A 15904-nucleotide genomic window follows, 5' to 3' on the forward strand; every position below is an offset into this window, starting at 1 on the left:
GACCGCGGTGACCGGCCCCGCGCCCCGGACCGCCGCGGCCGAGGTCCCCGCCGCCCGTACCGCCCGGCCGGCCCGGACCGCGCGTCCCGCCGGGCCGCTGCCGTACCGGCTGGTGGCGACCGACCTCGACGGGACGCTGCTCCGCTCCGACCGGACGATCTCCGCGCGCACCCGGGACGCACTCGCGGCGGCGACCGCCGCGGGCGCCGCGCACCTGGTGGTCACCGGCCGCTCGGTGCCCTGGACCCGCCACATACTGGACGACCTCGACTACCGCGGCCTCGCCGTGTGCGGGCAGGGCGGTCAGCTGTACCACGCCGGGGAGCACCGGCTGCTGACCTCGGTCACGCTCGACCGGCAGGTCGCCGCCACGGCCATCAGCAGGATCGAGGCGGAGATCGGCCCGCTGCTGCTGGCCGTGAGCCGCGACGGGCTGGACGGGGAGGTGCTCTTCTCCCCGGGGTACCGGACCGGCGACGAGCTGCCCCGGCACACCTTCACCGACCCGGACGAGGCGTGGTCCGCGCCCCTCAACAAGATCTACATCCAGCATCCGCGGCTGCGGGACGACGAACTGGCCGAGGCGGCGACCGCGGCCGCCGGGGGCCTGGTCGGCGTCGCCCTGTCCGGCCCGGACATCGTCGAACTGCTGCCGCTGGGCCTCACCAAGGCGACCGGACTCTCCATGGCCGCCCGCCGGCTGGGGGTGAAGGCGGCCGACACCATAGCGTTCGGCGACATGCCCAACGACATCCCGATGCTCCGCTGGGCCGGGTACGGGGTCGCGATGGCCGGCGCCCACCCGCGGCTCGCGGCGGTGGCCGACGAGGTGACGGCCGGCAACGACGAGGACGGCATCGCGGTGGTGCTGGAACGGCTGTACCGGACGGCCTGACCGGCACGGCCCGGCCGGCCACGGCCCCGGACCCCGCCCGCGCGCCGGGCCCACCGCGTACCGCCGCGGTGGGCCCGGTGGCGCCACGGCCAGGTGGCCACGACGGCCCGGTTGGTCGACGGCCCTGTGGTCACGACGGCCCTCGGCAGCCCGATGCCCCGGAGGTCGCGACGGCCCGGCGTTCCCTGCCTGGTGCTCCCGGCCCCGGGGCACGGCGCTCCCGGTCCGGTGCGGCGGTCAGAGGGCCGGCGGACGGGCCGGCGCGGCTCAGCCGAAGAGCTTGACCGCCTGGTAGTAGGTCCACGCCGTGCTGTTGCAGGAGGTCTGGGTGGCCCCGCTGTAACGGTTGCAGACCCGCTTGAGGTCCTCGTAGAAGGCGCTGTCCAGACGCGACTTGTTGGCGTCGAAGGTGCCCATCGCCTTGTAGTTGCGGTAGCCGAAGTCGTGCCGCGCGCAGGAGAGCTTGAACGGGAAGCCGAACGGGTTGTCCGGAGAGGTGCTGCAGTAGTCGGTGCTCCAGTTGAACCCGTACGCCGACCAGGCGCCCTGGTTGTTACGCGCGTTGAGCCACGCGTTGTAGCTGGTGGAGCTGGTCTGCGTCCAGCTCGACAGCACCTGGGCCTTGTCGGCGGGCGCCGCCTGCGCGGGCGAGGCCAGGGCCATCGTGGCGGCGGCGGTGATGGCGGTGGCGGCGAGGCTGGTGGTCAACCGGCGCATGCGGTTCCTCCGGGGTGGGTGATGTTCCGTCACACTGACGGTTCCTGGGGGGAGTCGGCGCGGAAACGAGCCAATGCCCCATAGGGTTCGGCGGGTACCTGACAAACGTCAACCTCCCGGCGGTCATTGGCATGAACAGGCCGTTAAGGTCAGTTACGCGCGTAGCTACCGGCCGCGAGGGGAAGGGTCGCCTGCCGGTTTCCGGACACATCCCACCCGTCGCCCCTTTGCCCCCATCGGACCCGTCCGACCCACCCGACCCACCCGACCCACCCGACCCACCCGGCCCAACGGGCCCAACGGGCCCATCGGCTCGATCGGCTCGATCGGCTCGATCGGCTCCGTCCGACCCGTCCCGTCCTGTCGGACCCGCCCGTCCTGCCGGCCCCGCCCCTTGCCGGGTCGCCGGGGCACCCGGCCGCCGGATCGGCCCGGGGATCGGCCCGGGAGGCACCGGACGGCCCGCTCGCAGGCGCCCCCGGCGAGGGGGGCTTCCCCACCACGGCGGTAGCGTGACGCGGTGACCTTGGATGACCTCCGCGCGTTCGTCGCCGTCTGCGAGTCCGGCAGCCTCAGCGCCGTCGCCCGGGAACTGGGCTGCACCCAGTCGGCGGTCAGCCAGCGGGTCAAGCGGCTGGAGCGGGAGCTGGGCATCACCCTGCTGGAGCGGCAGCCGCGCGGGGTCTCCCCCACCCAGGCCGGCCGGGTGCTGCACCGTTCGGCGGCCGAGGGGCTGGGCGGCCTGGACCAGGCGCTGCGGCTGCTGCGCGACATGCGCCGGGGCGGTGGCGGCACGGTGCGGGTCACCACCGGCGCGACGACGGTACGGCACTTCATGTCCGCCGGGGTGGTGGCCTTCCGGGACCGCCACCCGGACGTGAACCTGGAGTTCCAGACCGAGAACTCCACCCGCGCCTGCCTCGCGGCGCTCGCCGCCAACGCCGCCGACCTGGCCTGGATCACCATCCGCCCGCCGGTCCGGGGCGTCGAGCAGCGCCCGGTCACCGAACTGCCCTGGGTGCTCGCCGTGCGGGCCGACGATCCGCTCGCGGCGCACCCCGAGATCGGCCCGGAGCAGCTCGCCACGATCCGCCACATCCGGCTGCCGGAGAACTCCACCTCGCGGCTGCGCCTGGACGAGTACCTCACCCGGCAGGGCTCGGGCCCGGTCTCCACCACCAGCGTCGCCGACTGGGACACCGCCATCCTGCTGGCCGAACTCGGCCTGGGGCACGCGGTGGTGCCCGCCCTGCCCGGTTGGCACGAGACCGCGCGCCGCGATCTGCGGTTGATCCCGATCCCCTGGCTGCCGCCGCTGGCCGCGGGGTGGGCGGTGCGCCAGTGGGACGCGCTGAGCCCGGTCGCGGTGGCCTTCGCGGAGACCGTCGCGGCCGCGCTCCACCGGGCACCCGGCGACGCCCGCTGAGACGGCCCGGGGCACCGGTCACCTCGCCTCCGCGGGCCCGCCGAGGCGTCCGGGGCCCCGGCCGCCGGCGCTTCCGCGAGGCCGGAGAAGGCGGCCCGGGGCGTCGCTCCCGCACGCTTCCGGGAGGCCGCCCCCGGCCCCGCTCGGGCGGGTACGGCGGACCCGCAGCGGTCGCGCCCGTACCGACCGTAAGATCACCGCACCGGGCCGCTCCATCGGCTGACGGGCCGGGCGGCGGAGCGACTCCGGGGCCCGGGACGTCGGATGGACTTCACAGGTCGTTCCGGTACCACCGCAACGAGGAGCCACCCCTTCATGACGCGCATCGAGGTTCCTGGCCGACTGGCCGCGTACTACGAGGACTATGCCGGCGGGCCGGAGTGGATCGCCGCGCTGCCGGAGCTGATCACGGAGTTCCTGGAGCGGTGGGACCTGCGTCCGGACGGGGCCCCGGCACACGGCCACGCCGCCCTGGTGCTGCCGGTGACCGGCAAGGACGGCACCCCCGCCGCGGTGAAGTTCCAGCAGGTCACCGAGGAGACGGCGGGCGAGGCGGCCGGGCTGCGCGCCTGGGCGGGCCAGGGAGCGGTACGCCTGCTGGACCACGACCCGGCCAGCGGCACCATGCTGCTGGAACGGCTGGACGCCCGGCGGTCACTGGCCTCCGTCCCCGACGACCAGGCCGCCCTGCTGAAACTCGCGGAGCTGATGGCCCGGCTGACCGGCACCCCGGCCCCGGACGGGCTGCGCACCCTGGCCGGCATCACCGACGCGCTCCTCGACGAGGTGCCCGGACTGCTGGAGCGGGTGGCCGACGCGGACCACCGCCGGCTGCTGGAGAGCTGCCTCGCGGCGGTCCGGGAGGTGCGCGGCGAACCGGGCGACCGGCTGCTCCACTGGGACCTGCACTACGAGAACGTGCTCGCCCCACTGCCCGGCTCCGGCCGTGGCCCCTGGCTCGCCATCGACCCCAAGCCGCTCGCCGGCGACCCCGGCTTCGAGCTGCTGCCCGCCCTGTACAACCGCTGGGACGACGTCCTGGCCACCGGGGACACGGCCCGCGCCGTGCGCCGGCGCTTCGACCTGCTCACCGAGATCACCGGCCAGGAGCGGCAGCGCGCGCTGCGCTGGACCCTCGCCCGGGTGCTGGAGAACGCGGCGTGGGAGTTGCGCGACGAGGACCCCGAACTGCCGGAGGAACACCTGGTCATCGCCGGGACGCTGCTGGCCGCCGCCGGCGACTGACGGCTCCCGGGACGGCCCCGGCCCTGGACGGCCCCGGCCCTGGACGGTCCCGGCCCGGCTCGGCCCCGGCCCGGGACGGCCCACGGGCGCGGGTCCGGGCGCCGGGGTGGCGGAACACGGCTGCTGCCGCCCGGGCACACGACGAGGCCCCGCCCCTCCGTGGAACCAGGAGGAGCGGGGCCGGTACGCGTCTCGCGGCGCGCGCGGAACCGTGGGTCATCCGGTCACGCGCGGCACGCGGGCCTGCCGCACGGCGCGGCTCGTCGGACGGGAGGCCCGGTCACACCGGCCGAGCCGGCGTGGCGCGCAGGCACCTACCGTCCCGCGAGCCACCGCCCCGGCGGAAGCCGGGGCCGACGAGCCGACGGGTCAGACGAGCCAGCCCAGGAAGTGGGTGACGCCGTGGAGCAGGCTGGTGACGATGTTCATGGTTCTCCTTGTACGTGAAACGTTCGATGTGGGACCACCCCGGGCAGGTCGCGGCAAGAGACGTGCCGCCCGGCACCCGGGACGCGGCGACGGTCTGCAGCCCCTCACTCGCGTAACGTCAGCATCGCCTGGTTGACGAACACCGCGACAGCTTTCCCGGGTTGGATCACGCGTTCCGACGAACAGCCGCTCGCGCGTTCGCCTGTTCGCCCCGACTCCGGCCCGGCGTCAGCTAGTTACCGGCTGGCGGGCGCCCGGACGGGACCGGCGGACCGATTGGCCGGAAGCTGACGCGGCCGCCCAGCGGTACCGGACGTCCGGGCGGAGTACGGTGAACGGACACATCACAAAAGGGGGGTACGACATGGCCACAGTGTTGATCGCGCTGATCGTCCTGGCGCTGGCTTCCGTCGTCATGACAGTGATGCTGTCGCGTCGTGGACAGAGCTCGGCCACGCCGGTCGTGCCGGTGGCGGTGGGCCGCCAGGCCCGCACCCCGGACGAACCGGCCGCCTATCACCCCGAGGGGCTCGGGCGCCCGCACAGCAGCCGTCTGTTCTGATCGCCCCCGGCCACCGGCCGGTACGGACAGCCGACCCCGCGCCCGGAGCGCGGGGTCGGACGCGTCCGGGGCCCGCGTCAGCCGAGCCGGGCGAACGCCTCGGTGATCTCCGTGCGTCCGGCGCCGGAGGCCAGCAGCAGCCGGAGCAGCACCCGCGCCTTGTACGGGTCCAGCAGGCCGCCGTTGATCAGCCCGCGGCGCTGCAGATCGGCCTCCGACCCGACCGCGCCGTACGTCTCGCGCAGCACCGAGCCGCTGCCGCAGCGCGAGGTCAGCACCACCGGGAGGCGTTCGGCCAGGCCACCGAGGACCGGAGCCGACACGGCCGGCGCGTGCCCCACCCCGAACCCGGCGACCACCAGCCCCTGGTGACCGGCGGCGAGGGCCTCCAGCGCGCCGCCGTCGTCGTCCAGGGAGAGGGTGTACAGGGCGACCCGGGTGGCGGCCAGCCGCGCCCGGTCGAACACCGCCGGACCCGGTGCGGACCGCGGCAGCCGCGCGGAGAGCGAGCCCGCAGGCGACGACGCGGCGCCCGGGACCGAGGGGACATCCGGAGCCGAGGGGACACCAGAGGGCGACGCGGCGCCCGGGGCGGGCGGGAAGAGCGGGTCCGGACGGCGCGGCACCCCGAGCACCCGGACCCGCCCCTCGATGACGTGCCCGACCGGCCCCAGGTCGGGGGAGGCGAAGGTCGCGGTGCTCGTACTGTGCGTCTTCCGTACCCAACGGGCCGCGTGGACCTCGTCGTTGAAGACCACCAGCACGCCCAGCTCCCGCGCCTGGGGCGCGGCGGCGACCCGGACGGCGGCCAGCAGGTTCGCCGGTCCGTCCGCCCCGGCCAGGGTGGGGTTGCGCATGGCGCCGGTGAAGACCAGCGGGGCCTGGTGCGGCCACACCAGGTCGGCGAGGAAGGCGGTCTCCTCAAGGGTGTCGGTGCCCTGGGTGACCACCACTCCGGTGGCGCCCGCGGCCACCGCGTCCGACGCGCTGTCGAGCAGGTCGAGAACGTGCCCGAAGGTCAGGCTCGCGCTGGGCACCGCCTGGACGTCGTGCACCTCGACCGGCTCCCCGACCCCGGCCAGCCCGGGGACGGCGGCGGTGAGGTCGGCCCCGGTCAGCCGGGTGACCACGCCCCCGCCGGGAGCGCCCTTGCCGACCCCGCCCATCGCGATGGTCCCGCCGAGGGTGAACAGTGCGACCGTCACGTGCTGAGCCTCTCGCTCGTCCTCGGTCCCGGGGCCTCGTCGTCCCGGTCCGCCGCTCACCCTAGGCGCTGTTTCCCCGGCCGGCTGCCGGCAGGGGGATATCCGATTGCCACCGACCTGCTGACCGGATAGGAAGCGTGCATGCTGAAGGGCGAGAGGGTCGGGCTCAGGGCCCGGCACGAGGACGACATCCCGGTCCTGCGGGCCGAGCTCTACGACGACGTGGTCAACTCCTCTCGTGCCGAGGGGCAGCCGTGGCGGCCGATCACGCCCGGCTCGAAGGACCCCCGGCTCGTGGTGGACGACACGGTGCAAGGACACGTCCCCTTCTCCGTGGTGGAGCTGGCCGGCGGCACGCTCATCGGTACCGCGACGCTGTGGGGGATCGACACCCACCACCGGTCCGCCCACATCGGGCTGGGTCTGCTGCCGGACGCCCGCGGCAAGGGCTACGGCACCGACATCGTCGCGACGCTGTGCCACTACGGCTTCACCGTGCGCGGCCTGCACCGGCTGCAGATCGAGACGCTGGCGGACAACACCGCGATGCTGCGCTCGGCCGAGCGCAACGGCTTCGTCCGCGAGGGTGTGCTCCGCTCCTCCGCCTGGGTGCTCGGCGAGTTCCTGGACGAGGTGGTGCTCGGGCTCCTCGCCGAGGACTGGAAGCGGCACGGGACGGCGCAGGCCGCCGCCCGGGCCTGAGCGGCGGCGACACGGCGACCGGCGCCGGCGCGGCACCCGCCCCCGGGCCCCGCGCACCGGCCGCAACGGGAGCGGAGGGGCCGGAGGCCGAGGGCCGGAGCGGGACCCAGGGCCCGGTTCCCGGTGGTGAACCCTCCGCTCCGGCGGCATTCCCGCACCCGCCGGCCCGGTCCACGCGACGGCGTACGCGTCGCACCGGGGGCGGCGACCGCCGGGATCAGGTCGTACTGGGCGTCCGGCCGGTGAACTTCTCGACCAGTTCCGGCGGGGCCGCCTGTGACCAGGAATCGACCAGGATGTCACGCAGCTCGGCCAGGTCGTCCAGGGCGGCGATGCGTACCCGCACCCAGTTGGAGCCCGCCTCGTGCGGGGGCACCCAGAACTTCTCCGGCTCGGCGGCGATCAGCTCTTCCCGCTCGTGCCGGGGGCAGCGCACCGCGAACGAGGTCTCGTCGTCCGGGATGGTCACGAACATCCTTCCCGCGACCCGGAAGGTGGGCATCTGCCACGCCTCCTTCTCCACGGTCTCCGGCAGGGACAGGGCGATGCGCCGGACGTCATCGGAATCGGTCATGCCCCTACCGTATGCAGGGCACCGACACCGGGTCCGGCACCGTCGGCTTCCCGCCACCCGCAGCGGAGGCAGGGCAACCCGGCATTGCTGCCACCGGCCCTCCGTTCCACGATGGAGGCCATGTCTCCACGGACCATTCCCGCCGTCCCCTCCGACGGCGTTCCGGGCCCGGACCCCGCCGGGGTGCCCGTCGTGCTCGCGGACCTTCCGTTCCCCTGACCCGGCCGGCGGCCACCGCGCCCCGCCCCCCGCGGCACCACCGGTCCGCCCGTCCGCCGCCCCGCCCCGCGGCACCACCGGTCCGTCCGCTCACCAGTCGGCACCTCAAGGCCCACCGAGCCAAGGAGTTCCGCTGTGCAGATCGCCATCCTGCTCTACGAGGGGTTCACCGCGCTCGACGCCATCGGCCCGTACGAATCACTGAGCCATATCCCCGGAACCAGTACGGTGTTCGTGGCCGAGCGGCCCGGGCCGGTCGGCAACGACAACGGCCACCTGCGGGTCCGCGTCGAGGCGGCGCTCGACGACGTGCCGCGGCCCGACGTCCTGCTGGTGCCCGGCAGCGGGCGGTACGCCGAGCAGCAGACGAACCCGGCCGTGCTCGACTGGCTCCGGTCCGCCGACCGCACGTCCGCCTGGACCGCTTCGGTGTGCACCGGTTCGCTGATCCTGGCCGCGGCCGGACTGCTCACCGGCCGCCGGGCCACCACCCACTGGTACGGCCTGGCGGAGCTGGGCGACCTGGGCGCGCTGCCCACCGACGCCCGGTACGTCTTCGACGGGAAGTACGTGACCGCGGCCGGGGTCTCGGCGGGGATCGACATGGGGCTGGCGCTCAGCGGCCGGATCGCCGGGGCCACGCACGCCCAGACCGTCCAGCTGCTGATGCAGTACGAGCCGCGGCCGCCGTACGCCGCGGGCGATCCGGCGACGGCGCCCGCGGGGATCGTCGCCGCGGCCCGCAGGACGCTGGCCGCGGTCATCGGCTGACGGCCCTTCCCCGGCCCAGGAGAACCCCGGAGCACGTCCACCGGACCCGGCCCTGCAGCGGGTTCCTCCCGGAGCCGGTCCCGCAGCGGGTTCCTCCCGGAACCGGTTTCTCGCGGGGCCTGCCCCGCGGTGCTCCCGGAGCCGGCCCCGGCGCCCGGACCCGGGCGCAGCCGTCACCCCTCCCCGCCCGTCGCCGCGGTCACTCCTCCCCGGCCACGGTCAGCGAGCGCAGCTTCCGCCCCGCGTACCAGGTCGCCGCGCAGGTGACCGTGGTGAGGAGCACCACGGCGGTCGGCAGGGCCACCTCGGAGGTCACCTGGTCTCCGCCGGCTATCCGCTGGGCGAGGCTGAGGGCCCACTGCTGGACGCTGAGGGTCCGGGCCCCGGCGACCAGGTTGCCGAAGACCGACTCCCAGACCAGGGCGTAGACGAGTCCGGCCACCACCGCGTGCCGGGTGACCGTGCCCAGCAGCAGGAATATCGCGCTGTAGGCGACGGAGGCCGCCGCCGCGGCGACGGTGTAGGCGGTCGCCATCCGCTGGCTGTCGCCGTTGAGGATCAGTCCCGCGAGGTACGTGGGCACCGCGGAGAAGGTCACCGTGACGCCGATGGCGACGATCAGCTTGGTGAAGATGATGGTGGGCCGCTTGACCGGCTTGGCGAGCAGGTAGATGACCGAGCCGTCGTCGATCTCCGGGCTGATCGCGCCCGTTCCGGCGATGACGCCGATCAGCGGCACCATGGTGGCGAGCGCGAAGCCGCCGAGGATGCCGTCCGCGGTGGCGTCGTCGGCACCGGTCAGCGCCCGTACCGCCACCGCGATGACGATGAGCAGCACCGGCAGGGTGGCGAGCAGCAGCGCGCGGCGGGGGCCGAGGAGGGCCCGGTAGGTGAGCCGGGCGACGGTCGGGTGGTAGAGCGAGGACATCGCTGAAGGCTCCTTTCAGGCCGCGACGAGGTACGAGAAGACGCTTTCCAGGGACTCGTCGGACGGCGAGACCGTCAGCAGCCGGATGTCCAGGTCGCGGGCGACCCGCGGCAGCAAGGCCGTGAACCGGGCGAAGTCCACCGCCTGGACGCGCAGTTCGCCCTCCCGGACGTCGACCTCGATGCCGGCGGTGGAGGGGTCGGCGATCAGCGCGGCGGCGAGCCGGCGGTCGTCGGAGGAGCGGACGACGTAGCGGTGCGGGCGGTCGGTCATCAGCCGCCGGATCTTGCGGAAGTCGCCCGAGGCGGCGTGCCGTCCGGCGACCACCACCTCGATGTGGGCGGCGAGCTGTTCGACCTCTTCGAGGATGTGCGAGGAGAAGAGCACCGTGCGGCCCTCCTGTCCCATCCGTCGCAGCAGGTCCATCAGCTGCATCCGCTGGCGGGGGTCCATCCCGTTGAAGGGTTCGTCGAGCAGCAGCACCGACGGGTCGTGCACCAGGGCGGACGCCATCTTCACGCGCTGCCGCATGCCCTTGCTGTAGGTGGAGATCTTCCGGGTGGCGGCGTGCTCCATCTCGACCGTGGCCAGAGCCTGGCGGGCAGCGGCCACCGGCTTCTCCAGGCCGTGCAGTTCGGCGTTGGCCAGGACGAACTCCCGGCCGGTGAGGAAGTCGTACATGGCCTCGCGCTCGGGGACCAGGCCGATCTTCCGGTAGGCGGTCTCGTTCTGCCAGATGGGCTCGGAGTCCAGGGTGACGGCGCCGCTGGAGGGGGGCAGGAAGCCGGCCATCATGTTGATCAGCGTGGACTTCCCGGCGCCGTTGGGGCCGAGCAGGCCGGTCACGCCCGGTCCGATCTCCATGCTGACGTCGTTGACGGCGACCACGTTGCCGAACCAGCGGGACACGTTGTCGATGCGGATGATGCTCATCGGCGCTCCCCGTGCGGGAGGGGGGTGGTGGCGGGCCCGGTGGGGTCGGCCGGGGACGAGGGACGGGGGCAGCTCACAGCCCGGCCTTTCGGTAGCGGCGCATCAGCAGACCGTAGGAGCCGGCGATCAGGCCGAGGACGACGAGGAGGTAGACGGTTCCGGTGGCGGCGTCGGGTCCGTATCCGCCGGGGAAGGACGATTCGGCGCCCAGGAACGCGGTCTGCACGCCGTCGACCAGGGTGATCGGCGAGAACAGGCCGAGCCAGCCGATGGCGCCGGTGCTGTCCTGGTCCAGGGCGGTGCCCTGGACGGCGCTCACCGCGCCGTAGGTGATGGTGAGCACGGCGATGACGGCGGCGACGCCGAAGCCCCGGCGCGGGGTGAGGGCGGCGATGACCAGGCCGATGCCGGCGAAGAGCAGGGAGAGCAGAGCCACGGAGACCAGTCCTTGTGCCAGCCCCGCCGTCTGTTCGGCGAAGTCCAGCTTGGCGAGCAGGGCACCCACGTAGAGGATCAGCACGGGCGCGCCGGTGAGCAGGAAGAGCGCGCAGGTCAGCGCCGCGAACTTGGCGAGCACGTAGTCGGCCGTCTCGATGGGGCGGGAGAAGTACAGCGGCACGGTCTTGAAGCGCAGGTCCCGGGAGACCGCCTGGGGGGCCTGCGCGGCGACGTAGAGGCCGATGACCGCCTGCAGGTAGATGGCGTACCGGGTGTACTCCAGGGGGAGTTCGTCGGTCTTGGCGAAGACGGCCACCGACACCAGGATCACGGCGGGCACGCACATCACCGCCAGCAGGATCATCGGCAGCACCTTCGACCTGGCCGAGCGGCCCAGTCCGTACGCCCCGCGCAGGCTCTGCGTGAACAGGGAGCGGCGGGCGTAGGAGCGGCCCAGCCGGGCGCCCTCGTAGTGGCGGTAACCGATGTTGTGGATGACATTGACGTCGGGCCTGCTCATCGGCTCACGCCCTCCTTCTGCGGCTCGCGCGGGTCGTCGGGGGCGGCGCCGGGGCCCGCGGCCGGCCCCGGGGTGGTGCCGGGGCCGGCCCCCGGGCCGCCGGTGGTGTCGTCGGAGCGGAAGATCTCGGCTATGCGGTGGCGCCGCTGCTCCATGCGGATCAGGCCCACGCCCAGCTCCACGACCGCGTCCCGGACCGCGTCGTACGCGCCCGGGCCGCTCCCGTCCTTGTCTTCCGCCGCCTGGACCAGCAGGGACATGCCCTCGCGGCGCACCGTCAGGCCGGCCGCGGTCAGCAGCTCCAGCAGCCGGTCCTCGTGGTCGGTGACCTCGACCGCCAGCGCGGCGGTGGCCTGGGTGAAGTCCTTGGTGGAGCTGGAGCGCAGCAGCTTGCCGCCGTCGATGACCACGACGTGGTCGCAGGTGCGTTCCAGTTCGCCCAGGAGGTGGGAGGTGACCAGCACCGAGATGCCGAAGTCGGTGTGGACCCGGCGGATCAGGCCGAGCATCTCGTCCCGGCCGACCGGGTCCAGTCCGTTGGTGGGCTCGTCCAGCAGCACCAGCCGGGGGTCGTGCACCAGCGCCTGGGCGAGCTTGACCCGCTGCTTCATGCCGGTGGAGTAGCCGCCGATGGGGCGGTAGCGCTCCTCGTACAGGCCGACGTGGCGCAGCGTGTCGGCGGTGCGCTCGCGCGCGGCGCTGGGCGGCAGGCCGGACATGCGGGCCATGTGGACGACGAACTCGGTGGCCGAGACGTCGGGCGGCAGGCAGTCGTGTTCGGGCATGTATCCGACGCGCTCGCGGATGGCGCTGCCCTCGGTGGCCACGTCCAGGCCGAGCACCCGGGCGCTCCCCTCGGTGGCGGGGGAGAGACCCAGCAGGATCTTGATCAGCGTGGACTTGCCGGCTCCGTTGGCACCCACCAGGCCCGTGACGCCCGGGGTGATGTCGACGGAGAGCCGGTCCAGAGCGGTGACCCGGGGGTACCGCTTGCTCAGGCTTTCGGTGGCGATGACAGTCACGTGTTCGACCGTAGGGGCCGCGACGCCGTCACGCGTCAGCCCAGACGATGGACTCGGCGTCCTCCTCCGGGCTGAGGAACCCGTAGGGGCGAGGGCGCCGGGACGTACCCCAACCCCCGGGGTTACCGATGGTAACGCCTGGCCGGGCAGGCCTGCCGGCTCTCCGGGGCGCGACCGGCCCCGCCGCGCGCCACCACGCACCCCCACCTGCCGTTACCGGCGGTATCCACAGGCGCTGTGCGACCCTTGACGCCACCGCCGGAGGTTGCCACATTCATCAGTGTCACGTTGATCGGTACGGATGCGCGGCGCCCCTCGCGGGCGCCGCCGGGGGTGGGTGGTGGGGATGGACGGCGATGGACCGGGTGACGGACGCACGGCCCACCACGGGCCGGCGAAGCGGCGGATGAGCGGGTACGACGGGCGGACGGCGGAAGGAGGCCACATGGTGGCGGAAGCGGCGGGCGGCGCCGAGCGCCGGATCCGTACGGGCGGGGTGGAGCTGTGCGTCGCCGAGTGGGGCGATCCGGCCGCGCCGACCGTGCTGCTGGTGCACGGCTACCCGGACAGCAAGGAGGTGTGGAGCCGGGTCGCCCGGCGGCTCGCCGGCCGGTTCCACGTGGTCGCCTACGACGTGCGGGGCTGCGGCCGGTCCAGCGCCCCCGCCCCGCTGCGCGGCGGCTTCACGCTGGAGCGCCTCACCGACGACTTCCTGGCGGTGGCCGACGCGGTCAGCCCGGACCGCCCCGTGCACCTGGTCGGCCACGACTGGGGCTCGGTGCAGGGGTGGGAGTTCGTGACCGTGCCGCGCACCGAGGGCCGCATCGCCTCCTTCACCTCCATCTCCGGCCCGTCCCTGGACCACTTCGGCCACTGGCTCAAGCGGCGGGCCACCCGGCCCACCCCGCGCGCCCTGGCCCAGTTGCTCGGCCAGGGCGCCAAGTCCTGGTACGTGTACGGGCTGCACACCCCGGTGCTCCCGGAGGCGCTGTGGCGCGGGCCGCTCGGCCGGCGCTGGCCCGCGCTGCTGGAGCGGCTGGAGAAGGTGCCCTCCGACGACTACCCGACCGCCTCGCTGCCCCGGGACGCGGCCCACGGAGCCTGGCTGTACCGGGACAACGTCCGCCCCCGGCTGCGCCGGCCGCGCGAGGACGCGTTCGCCCACGCCCCGGTCCAGCTGATCGTCGCGACCGGTGACTCCTTCCTCTCTCCCCGGCTCTACGACGACCTCGACCGCTGGGCGCCGGATCTCACCCGCCGCACGCTGGACGCCAAGCACTGGGTGCCGCGCACCCGGCCGGACCAGGTCGCCGACTGGATCGCCGAGTTCGTCACCGAGCGGGAGGAGGGCGGCGGCGGGGCCGCGTCGGCCGCACGCCGGGCGAAGCCGTTCGCCGACCGGTTCGGCGGCCGGCTGGTCCTGGTCACCGGCGCGGCCAGCGGCATTGGGCGGGCGACCGCCCTCGCGTTCGCCGAGACGGGCGCCCGGGTGGTGGCGGTGGACCGCGACACCGAGGGCGCGGCCCGCACCGCCGAGCTGGCGCGGCTGCTCGGCGCGCCCGGGGCCTGGGCGGAGACCGTGGACGTCTCCGACGGGGCGGCGATGGAGAAGCTCGCCGACAAGGTCACCGGCGAGTACGGCGTGGTGGACATCCTGGTGAACAACGCCGGGATCGGCATGGCCGGCTCCTTCATGGACACCACCACCGAGGACTGGCGGGCCCTGCTCGACGTCAACCTGTGGGGGGTCATCCACGGGTGCCGGATCTTCGGCCGGCGGATGGCCGAGCGGGGCCAGGGCGGCCACATCGTCAACACCGCCTCGCTCGCCGCCTACCAGCCCTCCCGCTCGCTGCCCGCCTACAGCACGTCCAAGGCGGCGGTGCTGATGCTCAGCGAATGCCTCCGGGCCGAGCTGGCCGGCCAGGGCATCGGGGTCTCCGCGATATGCCCCGGCTTCGTGCGGACCAACATCACCGCCACCGCCCGCTTCACCGGTGTCCCGGAGGAGGAGCAGCGGCGCCGGCGGGAGAGGTCCACCCGGCTCTACGCCCGTCGGGACTACCCGCCGGAGAAGGTCGCCCAGGCGGTGCTGCGGGCGGTGGCGCGGAACGAGGCGGTGGTCCCGGTCACCCCGGAGGCGCGGATCGCTCGGGTGCTGGGCCGCATATCCCCCAAGGCGCTGCGGGGACTGGCCCGGCTCCAGCTCCCCTCCTGACCGGGACGGCGTCCGGGCCCGGGAGCGGGCGGCGGGGCGCCGCCGGGGGTGCTCGCCCCGCGCCGGACCGGCCGGGGGTGCTCGCCCCGCGGACCGGCCGGGGCGCGTGACCCGGCGGGGACGGCCCGGCGGCACGCCGTGTCCCGGGCCCGCTCACGGACGGTGCGGGGACCGGGCGGGCACGGAATGCCGGGCCGGCGGCCGGCGCGCTGACCGGGCCGGGGCAGGTGGGTCCGGAGCCGGACCGGAAGGCCCCGGGCCCAGGTGGAGTGGGTCCGAGGGGCCGGGGTCTTGGTGGCCCGGGGTCTTGGCGGACGCGGGTCCGGGGCGGGCTGGGTGGGCGGCGCCGCGTCGGCGCCGGGGCCGGAGCCCGGTGGGCGCGGGTCCGGGCGGGCCGCATGCGACGCGGGGGCCGGGTGGGCCGGCGTGGGGCCGAGGCGGGCCGGGACCGGGTGGGGCCGGGTGGGGCCGGCGCGGGGGCCGCCTCACAGGCCGGGGGCACCCCAGACGGGGAACCAGCGGGACAGGTCCTGCTCGATCCGCAGGTCGTCCGTGAGGAGCGACCGCACCTGGAGTTCCAGCGCGTTGTCCCGCCGCTCCGCACCGCCGGGCACCGGCGCGAAGGGGTAGAAGGTGCCGCGCTTGTACAGGTAGATCAGCGCCAGCACCCGCTCCCCCACCCCCGCCTCCGGCTGCTGGGGGCGGGGACTGCGGAAGACCATCAGCGAGCAGAGGAGTTGCGGGCCGAACCCGCCGTCCTGGAGGGCGGTGTTGACCGCGTGCAGATCGTTGACCAGCGCCGCCGCGTCACCGGGCGGCTGACGGGAGAGGAGCCAGGTGTATCCGTAGGTGTCCCGGCTGAACTCCACCGGAACGCCGCCCCGGTGGGTGTCCGCGTCCAGCAGGGCCCGTACGTCCTGCCGCAGTTGCTCGAAGGCGCCTCCCTCCACACTGGCGAAGCAGACCGCCCCCTCACCGGTGGGGGTGAGTCCGAGGGCCGCTTCCAGGGTGATCGCGGCCGAGGGAAGCCCGAAGAGCTGGTCCAGGTCGGGGCGGACCGGCTTGCTGCGGCCGAGGATGACGTCCCACAGTCCCACCGC

At 74.5% G+C, this 15904-nt stretch carries 15 protein-coding genes; 7 read left to right on the forward strand and 8 right to left on the reverse strand.

Features of this window, described 5'->3' with window-relative positions:
- The first annotated feature begins 97 nt into the window (after nucleotides 1–97).
- Nucleotides 98–895: an HAD family hydrolase gene (locus IHE55_RS14185; protein WP_197992001.1), complete on the forward strand. Its 798-nt coding sequence runs from the start codon at nucleotides 98–100 to the stop codon at nucleotides 893–895.
- A 267-nt stretch (nucleotides 896–1162) separates the two neighbouring features.
- Here IHE55_RS14185 and IHE55_RS14190 read toward each other — a convergent pair whose 3' ends face one another.
- Nucleotides 1163–1612: a phospholipase gene (locus IHE55_RS14190; RefSeq protein WP_197989357.1), complete on the reverse strand. Its 450-nt coding sequence runs from the start codon at nucleotides 1610–1612 to the stop codon at nucleotides 1163–1165.
- A 520-nt stretch (nucleotides 1613–2132) separates the two neighbouring features.
- Between IHE55_RS14190 and IHE55_RS14195 the strand changes: the two genes are divergently transcribed.
- From IHE55_RS14195 to IHE55_RS14205, 3 genes are all read left to right on the forward strand, one after another.
- Nucleotides 2133–3038 carry a LysR family transcriptional regulator gene (locus IHE55_RS14195; protein WP_197989358.1) on the forward strand — a complete coding sequence of 302 codons (906 nt, stop codon included), beginning with the start codon at nucleotides 2133–2135 and terminating at the stop codon, nucleotides 3036–3038.
- 315 nt (nucleotides 3039–3353) lie between these two features.
- Nucleotides 3354–4283 (forward strand): aminoglycoside phosphotransferase family protein, encoded by a 930-nt coding sequence (locus tag IHE55_RS14200; protein WP_197989359.1) that lies wholly within the window; start codon nucleotides 3354–3356, stop codon nucleotides 4281–4283.
- A gap of 793 nt (nucleotides 4284–5076) precedes the next feature.
- Nucleotides 5077–5274, forward strand: coding sequence for a hypothetical protein (locus IHE55_RS14205; RefSeq protein ID WP_197989360.1), 198 nt, complete (start codon nucleotides 5077–5079; stop codon nucleotides 5272–5274).
- A 77-nt stretch (nucleotides 5275–5351) separates the two neighbouring features.
- Here the strand turns inward: IHE55_RS14205 and IHE55_RS31250 are convergent, their stop codons facing one another.
- On the reverse strand, nucleotides 5352–6479 hold the full coding sequence (locus IHE55_RS31250) for an asparaginase (protein ID WP_307826658.1): 1128 nt from the start codon (nucleotides 6477–6479) through the stop codon (nucleotides 5352–5354).
- A 141-nt stretch (nucleotides 6480–6620) separates the two neighbouring features.
- On the opposite strand from IHE55_RS31250, the gene IHE55_RS14215 reads away from it, so the two are divergent.
- Complete coding sequence (locus IHE55_RS14215; protein ID WP_197989361.1) at nucleotides 6621–7181, forward strand: GNAT family N-acetyltransferase; 561 nt, start codon at nucleotides 6621–6623, stop codon at nucleotides 7179–7181.
- Nucleotides 7182–7398: 217 nt separating this feature from the next.
- Here the strand turns inward: IHE55_RS14215 and IHE55_RS14220 are convergent, their stop codons facing one another.
- Nucleotides 7399–7755, reverse strand: a complete 357-nt coding sequence (locus IHE55_RS14220; protein ID WP_197989362.1) for an MmcQ/YjbR family DNA-binding protein — start codon at nucleotides 7753–7755, stop codon at nucleotides 7399–7401.
- Between the two features lie 354 nt (nucleotides 7756–8109).
- Between IHE55_RS14220 and IHE55_RS14225 the strand changes: the two genes are divergently transcribed.
- The gene (locus IHE55_RS14225; RefSeq protein ID WP_197989363.1) at nucleotides 8110–8745 is read left to right on the forward strand and encodes a DJ-1/PfpI family protein; all 636 of its coding nucleotides are present in this window, start codon (nucleotides 8110–8112) and stop codon (nucleotides 8743–8745) included.
- 199 nt (nucleotides 8746–8944) lie between these two features.
- Here the strand turns inward: IHE55_RS14225 and IHE55_RS14230 are convergent, their stop codons facing one another.
- The 4 genes from IHE55_RS14230 to IHE55_RS14245 form a co-directional block, all read right to left on the reverse strand.
- Complete coding sequence (locus tag IHE55_RS14230; protein ID WP_197989364.1) at nucleotides 8945–9673, reverse strand: ABC transporter permease subunit; 729 nt, start codon at nucleotides 9671–9673, stop codon at nucleotides 8945–8947.
- Nucleotides 9674–9688: 15 nt separating this feature from the next.
- Nucleotides 9689–10606 carry an ABC transporter ATP-binding protein gene (locus IHE55_RS14235; protein WP_197989365.1) on the reverse strand — a complete coding sequence of 306 codons (918 nt, stop codon included), beginning with the start codon at nucleotides 10604–10606 and terminating at the stop codon, nucleotides 9689–9691.
- A gap of 73 nt (nucleotides 10607–10679) precedes the next feature.
- Nucleotides 10680–11564 (reverse strand): ABC transporter permease, encoded by an 885-nt coding sequence (locus IHE55_RS14240; RefSeq protein WP_197989366.1) that lies wholly within the window; start codon nucleotides 11562–11564, stop codon nucleotides 10680–10682.
- Entirely contained in the window at nucleotides 11561–12586 is a 1026-nt protein-coding gene (locus tag IHE55_RS14245; RefSeq protein ID WP_197989367.1) for an ABC transporter ATP-binding protein, read from the reverse strand. The genes IHE55_RS14240 and IHE55_RS14245 overlap by 4 nt, the downstream gene beginning before the upstream one ends.
- A 445-nt stretch (nucleotides 12587–13031) precedes the next feature.
- Between IHE55_RS14245 and IHE55_RS14250 the strand changes: the two genes are divergently transcribed.
- Nucleotides 13032–14804, forward strand: a complete 1773-nt coding sequence (locus IHE55_RS14250) for an SDR family oxidoreductase (protein ID WP_197989368.1) — start codon at nucleotides 13032–13034, stop codon at nucleotides 14802–14804.
- Nucleotides 14805–15289: 485 nt separating this feature from the next.
- Here IHE55_RS14250 and pspAB read toward each other — a convergent pair whose 3' ends face one another.
- On the reverse strand, nucleotides 15290–15901 hold the full coding sequence (pspAB, locus tag IHE55_RS14255) for a PspA-associated protein PspAB (RefSeq protein ID WP_197989369.1): 612 nt from the start codon (nucleotides 15899–15901) through the stop codon (nucleotides 15290–15292).
- Nucleotides 15902–15904 lie beyond the last annotated feature (3 nt).

It is taken from the genome of Streptomyces pactum (assembly GCF_016031615.1).
GTDB classification, from domain to species: Bacteria; Actinomycetota; Actinomycetes; order Streptomycetales; family Streptomycetaceae; genus Streptomyces; species Streptomyces pactus.

Coding starts and splice junctions, on each gene's coding strand:
- IHE55_RS14190 (WP_197989357.1), bottom strand. CDS start 1,612: ATGCGCCGGTTGACCACCAGCCTCGCCGCCACCGCCATCACCGCCGCC.
- IHE55_RS14200 (WP_197989359.1), top strand. CDS start 3,354: ATGACGCGCATCGAGGTTCCTGGCCGACTGGCCGCGTACTACGAGGAC.
- IHE55_RS14205 (WP_197989360.1), top strand. CDS start 5,077: ATGGCCACAGTGTTGATCGCGCTGATCGTCCTGGCGCTGGCTTCCGTC.
- IHE55_RS14215 (WP_197989361.1), top strand. CDS start 6,621: ATGCTGAAGGGCGAGAGGGTCGGGCTCAGGGCCCGGCACGAGGACGAC.
- IHE55_RS14220 (WP_197989362.1), bottom strand. CDS start 7,755: ATGACCGATTCCGATGACGTCCGGCGCATCGCCCTGTCCCTGCCGGAG.
- IHE55_RS14230 (WP_197989364.1), bottom strand. CDS start 9,673: ATGTCCTCGCTCTACCACCCGACCGTCGCCCGGCTCACCTACCGGGCC.
- IHE55_RS14235 (WP_197989365.1), bottom strand. CDS start 10,606: ATGAGCATCATCCGCATCGACAACGTGTCCCGCTGGTTCGGCAACGTG.
- IHE55_RS14240 (WP_197989366.1), bottom strand. CDS start 11,564: ATGAGCAGGCCCGACGTCAATGTCATCCACAACATCGGTTACCGCCAC.
- IHE55_RS14250 (WP_197989368.1), top strand. CDS start 13,032: ATGGTGGCGGAAGCGGCGGGCGGCGCCGAGCGCCGGATCCGTACGGGC.